Below are 5,106 nucleotides of genomic sequence, written 5' to 3'. Positions count from 1 at the left end.
AGCCCAACGCGGGGCAAGCCCGCTCGCCACAACAAGCCCGCTCGCCACAGGGGTTACAGGCTTTCCAGGATGTCGGCCATGTCATCGGCATGCTCTTCTTCCTGAGCCAGGATCTCTTCGAACAGGCGGCGCGTGGTCGGGTCTTTATCACCGATGTACTGGATGATCTCGCGGTAGCTGTCCACCGCAATCCGCTCGGCGACCAGGTCTTCGTAGACCATTTCCTTCAGCGTATTGCCGGCCACGTACTGCGCGTGGGAGTTTTTCGACAGCAGGTCCGGGTTGAACTCCGGTTCGCCGCCCAACTGCACGATGCGCTCGGCGAGTTTGTCGGCGTGTTCGGCTTCCTGGGTGGCGTGTTCGAGGAACTCCTCGGCGGCGATCTGGGCCTTGACGCCGCTGGCCATGAAGTAGTGGCGCTTGTAGCGCAGCACGCAGACCAGTTCAGTGGCCAGCGAGGCATTGAGCAAGCGAATGATCTCTTCGCGGTCGGCGTCGTAGCCCTCGGTCACGGCGCCGTTTTCGACGTTCTGGCGGGCGCGGCTGCGCAGGGTCGCAACGTCAGTCAGGTTTGCTTCAGTCATCTCAATCTCCTGGTGCTAATCCGGTTTTGCGCCACGCTCTGCTGGCGTGATCGCTCCCAGTTGTGAGTGCCGCGCAACGCAAAAAGTTTTATTGGATTTACTGGGCGGTGTCATCTGCTCGTCGCTGGATTGGGCTAGCCTGCGCCTATCCTGTATCGATCAAGGACGTTCGCCCCATGCCGCAGTCGTTAGCCACGCGTTACCCCTTGGTGTTGGTGCCCGGCATGCTCGGGTTCGTGCGCCTGGGGTGGTTTCCCTACTGGTATGGCATCGTCCCGGCGCTGCGGGCGGGTGGGGCGCAGGTGTTTGCGGTGCAGGTCGCGCCGCTGGATTCCAGCGAGGTGCGGGGTGAGCAGTTGCTGGCGCACATCGAGCGGATTCGCCGCGAGACCGGGGCCGATAAGGTCAACCTGATCGGCCACAGCCAGGGGGCGCTGACCGCGCGCTACGCGGCGGCCAGGGTGCCGGAGTGGGTGGCGTCGGTCACCTCGGTGGCCGGGCCTAACCATGGTTCGGAACTGGCCGACCATATCCACACCCATTACCCGGCGGAGAGCGTCAGGGGCCGGATCATGAGTGCCCTGTTCCATTGGGTCGCCTGGGTGATGGGGGTGCTGGAAACCGGCTATCGCGGGCCGCGCTTCAAGGCTGACTTGCACGCCTCGCACCATTCGCTCACCAGCGTCGGCGTGGCCGCGTTCAACCGTGCGTACCCCCAGGGCTTGCCAGCAACGTGGGGCGGGCAGGGGGCTGCCGAGGTCAATGGCGTGCGCTATTACTCGTGGTCCGGCACTTTGCAGCCGGGCAAGACCGACCGCGGGCGCAACCTGCTGGACGGGACGAATCGCAGCTGCCGCCTGTTCGCCCGCAGCTTCGTGCGCGAAAAGGGCCAGTGCGACGGCATGGTCGGGCGCTACAGCTCACACCTGGGCGTGGTGATCGGCGATGACTATGCGTTGGATCATTTCGATATCGTCAACCAGTCTCTGGGGCTGGTGGGCAAGGGCGCGGAGCCGATCCGGCTGTTCGTCGAGCATGCGCAGAGGCTCAAGGCGGCCGGGGTGTAGCAGATGCACCGCGATAACGATCGCTCAGGCTGCGGCGCGTTGACGCCCGACCGGCGTGGTCCAGCGCTCCGACAAAATCACCCCGCCCAGCGTCAGCAAACCGCCCACCAGGTGATACAGCGCTAGCTCTTCTTTCAACACCAGCGCTGCAATCAGCGCGGTGATCAACGGCAGCAGGTTGAAAAACAGCGTCGTGCGGCTCGGCCCCAGGGTCTTCACCGAATGCATCCATGCCAGCGGCGCGAGCATCGAAGCCAGCAAGCATGCATACAGCACCAGCGGTATATTCGCCCAGCCCAGGCCGGCTTTGGCTGAGAACAGGAACAGCGGAAACAGCACCAGCACCGCCACCAGCACCTGCAAGTACAGCAACACCAACGGCGGCAGGCGCAGTTGCCACTTTTTCAGCAAGGTGCTGTAGACCGCGTAGGCCAGGGTCGCCACCAGCATCATGCCATCGCCCAGGTTGACCCCGTGTTGCAGCAGCGCCCCCAGGCTGCCGGCCGATACCACCACCACTACGCCGGCAAACGACAGCAGCGCACCGGTCAGTGCGCCGAAGGTCAGGCGTTGGCCCAGGCTGATGATCGCGGCGGTCAGCGCCATCAACGGCATCAGGGACAGGATGATGCCCATGTTGGTGGCCGAGGTCAGGGTGGCGGCGTAATAGGCCAGGCTTTGGTACACGGCCATGCCCAGCACACCGAGGATGAAGATCTTGCCCAGGTTGCGGCGGATGATCGGCCACTGGGCAAGCACCGGCTTGAGCATGAACGGCGTGAAGAGCACGGCCGCCAGCAACCAGCGGTAAAAGCCGATTTCAGCCGGGAAGATCGAACCCACGGCCAATTTATTGACCACGGTGTTGCCGGCCCAGATAAAAATGGCCAGCAGGGGATACGCGTATTGCATCGAAAGAAACCAGGTGGGTTGATGAGGCAGGATTATCCCCTGTCTGGATCGAAGCCTATACTGCGATCCAGACAACCGACCTTTGTATCCAGACAATATGCCCAGACATACCGTACGCCTTGCGGATTTCCCCCGGCTGCCGAGCCCGGTGTACTTCCGCTACTCCGATTTCGCCCCCGATACTGAATGCACGCCGCACCGGCATTCCTGGGGCTCGCTGGATTACTCGGCCAGCGGGGTGATGCGGATGGAGGTGGCCGGCAACCGCTTTATGTCGCCGCCGCAATACGCCGTGTGGATACCACCGAATACCGAACACAGCTCCTACAATGCCCAGGCGATTGTCTATCGCTCGGTGGGCCTGGCCCCACAACTCTGCGAGCAACTGCCCAAGCAGCCTTGCACCCTGGCGATCAGCGAGATACTCAAGGCCATCCTCAGTGACTTCGCCCTGCGAGACGTCAACATCCCCCGCAGCGAGGCGGATATCCGCCTGGCCCAGGTGCTGGTCGACCAGCTCAAGCAGGCGCCGATCCACGATTGCTTCCTGCCCTACGCGCGCCACCCTGGGCTGCTTGGCGTGCTCGAAGGCATGCAGGCGGAACCTGGCGACAACCGCCCCCTGGCGCAATGGGCCGAGCAGGTGCATGTGAGCGAACGCACCCTGGCGCGCCAGTTCGTGCGCGAGTTGGGCATGAGCTTTGGCGAATGGCGCCAGCGCCTGCGTTACCTCGCCGCCATCGAAGCCCTCGACAGCCAGCGCAGCGTGCAACACGTGGCGTTTGACCTGGGCTACAGCAGCGCCTCGGCGTTTATCGCGATGTTCCAACGCCAGGCCGGCTGTACGCCAGAGCAGTACCGGCGGACGAATATCCGCAGCCGATGAAGATGTAACAAGGTTTGGCTACACTGCTGGGTAGGCCGTGCCTCCCGGCACGGTAACAGGGAGAAAACTCCATGAAGATGCTGCGTATTCCGTTGTTGATGATGGGCCTGCTGCTGTGTTCCCAGGGCTTCGCTGCTACCGCCCAGCAAAACAAGATGACCACCTGCAATGCCGAAGCCACCACCAAGACGCTCAAGGGCGACGAGCGCAAGGCGTTCATGAAAACCTGCCTGTCGGCGCCGGCGGCCAATGACGCGAAGACGCTCACGCCGCAGCAGCAGAAGATGAAGGATTGCAATGCGGACGCCAAGACCAAAGCCTTGACCGGTGATGCGCGCAAAACCTTTATGAGCACCTGCCTGAAGAAATAATAGCCCCAGGCCATAGAAGGCTGCGACACTCGCACACAGCCCCCTGTAGGAGCGAGCTTGCTCGCGAAGAACGCAATGGCCCCGCGTTTATTCAGAGTAAACGCGTTATCGTTGGCGACCTTCGCGAGCAAGCTCGCTCCTACAACATCCTTTAACGCAGTTCGTTTTGAGGCTGTATGCCAACGTTTTCTCAGCGTCACGTGTTATTGCTGGCCAGCTACATCATCATTTTCGGCGGGTTGTTGCTGGTATTGCCGCTGAAGTTGTTGCCCAGCCTGCTGGCCGGCCTGTTGGTCTTTGAACTGGTCAATATGCTCACCCCCCAACTGCAACGGCTGATCGAAGGCCGGCGCGCGCGCTGGCTGGCGGTGGCGTTGCTCGGCACCCTGATTGTCAGCGTGCTGGCCCTGATCTTCGCCGGCGCTATCAGCTTCCTGCTCCACGAGGCGGAAAACCCTGGGGCCTCCCTCGATAAATTCATGGGTGTGGTCGATCGCGCGCGCGGCCAGTTGCCGCCGTTTCTCGATGCCTACCTGCCCGCCAGCGCGGCTGAATTCCGCGTGGCGATTGGTGATTGGTTGAGCAAGCACCTGAGCGAACTGCAACTGGTCGGCAAAGACGCCGCCCACATGTTCGTCACCCTGTTGATCGGCATGGTGCTCGGCGCGATCATCGCGCTGCAGCGCGTGCCCGACGTGACCAAACGCAAACCCCTGGCCGCCGTGCTGTTCGACCGTCTGCACCTGTTGGTCCAGGCGTTTCGCAATATCGTCTTCGCGCAGATCAAGATCGCCGCGCTGAACACCGTGTTCACCGCGGTGTTCCTGGCCGTGGTGCTGCCCCTGTGTGGCATCCACCTGCCGCTGACCAAGACCCTGATCGTGCTGACCTTCCTGCTCGGCCTGCTGCCGGTGATCGGCAACCTGATGTCCAACACCCTGATCACCATCGTCGCGCTGTCGCTGTCGATCTGGGTGGCGGTAGCGGCGCTGGGGTATTTGATTGTGATCCACAAGGTCGAGTACTTCCTCAACGCGCGTATCGTCGGCGGGCAGATCAGTGCCAAGTCGTGGGAGTTGTTGTTGGCGATGCTGGTGTTTGAAGCCGCGTTCGGTTTGCCGGGCGTGGTGGCAGGACCGATTTACTACGCGTATTTGAAGAGCGAATTGAAGCTCGGCGGGATGGTTTGAAGGTGGGAGGGGAAGGGGCAACACTGTAACTGTGGCGAGCAGGCTGGCCTGTGGCGAGCGGGCTTGTTGTGGCGAGCGGGCTTGCCCCGCGTTGGG

The 5,106-nt window shown here is 62.4% G+C and carries 6 protein-coding genes; 4 read left to right on the top strand and 2 right to left on the bottom strand.

The window, feature by feature from the left end; genetic code table 11:
* Window positions 1-53: 53 nt before the first annotated feature.
* Complete coding sequence (locus ACODSV_RS35930) at window positions 54-584, bottom strand: ferritin-like domain-containing protein (protein ID WP_024073123.1); 531 nt, start codon at window positions 582-584, stop codon at window positions 54-56.
* A 176-nt stretch (window positions 585-760) separates the two neighbouring features.
* Between ACODSV_RS35930 and ACODSV_RS35925 the strand changes: the two genes are divergently transcribed.
* Window positions 761-1,651, top strand: a complete 891-nt coding sequence (locus ACODSV_RS35925; RefSeq protein WP_024073124.1) for an esterase/lipase family protein — start codon at window positions 761-763, stop codon at window positions 1,649-1,651.
* Window positions 1,652-1,675: 24 nt separating this feature from the next.
* Here the strand turns inward: ACODSV_RS35925 and ACODSV_RS35920 are convergent, their stop codons facing one another.
* The gene (locus tag ACODSV_RS35920; protein ID WP_150055986.1) at window positions 1,676-2,563 is read right to left on the bottom strand and encodes a DMT family transporter; all 888 of its coding nucleotides are present in this window, start codon (window positions 2,561-2,563) and stop codon (window positions 1,676-1,678) included.
* A 97-nt stretch (window positions 2,564-2,660) separates the two neighbouring features.
* Between ACODSV_RS35920 and ACODSV_RS35915 the strand changes: the two genes are divergently transcribed.
* From ACODSV_RS35915 to ACODSV_RS35905, 3 genes are all read left to right on the top strand, one after another.
* Window positions 2,661-3,449, top strand: coding sequence for an AraC family transcriptional regulator (locus tag ACODSV_RS35915; RefSeq protein ID WP_024073126.1), 789 nt, complete (start codon window positions 2,661-2,663; stop codon window positions 3,447-3,449).
* Between the two features lie 71 nt (window positions 3,450-3,520).
* Complete coding sequence (locus tag ACODSV_RS35910; protein ID WP_024073127.1) at window positions 3,521-3,820, top strand: PsiF family protein; 300 nt, start codon at window positions 3,521-3,523, stop codon at window positions 3,818-3,820.
* Window positions 3,821-3,996: 176 nt separating this feature from the next.
* Complete coding sequence (locus ACODSV_RS35905) at window positions 3,997-5,010, top strand: AI-2E family transporter (protein WP_024073128.1); 1,014 nt, start codon at window positions 3,997-3,999, stop codon at window positions 5,008-5,010.
* Window positions 5,011-5,106 lie beyond the last annotated feature (96 nt).

It is taken from the genome of Pseudomonas sp. FG86 (assembly GCF_057808775.1).
This window is presented reverse-complemented; position numbering and strand designations above follow the sequence as displayed.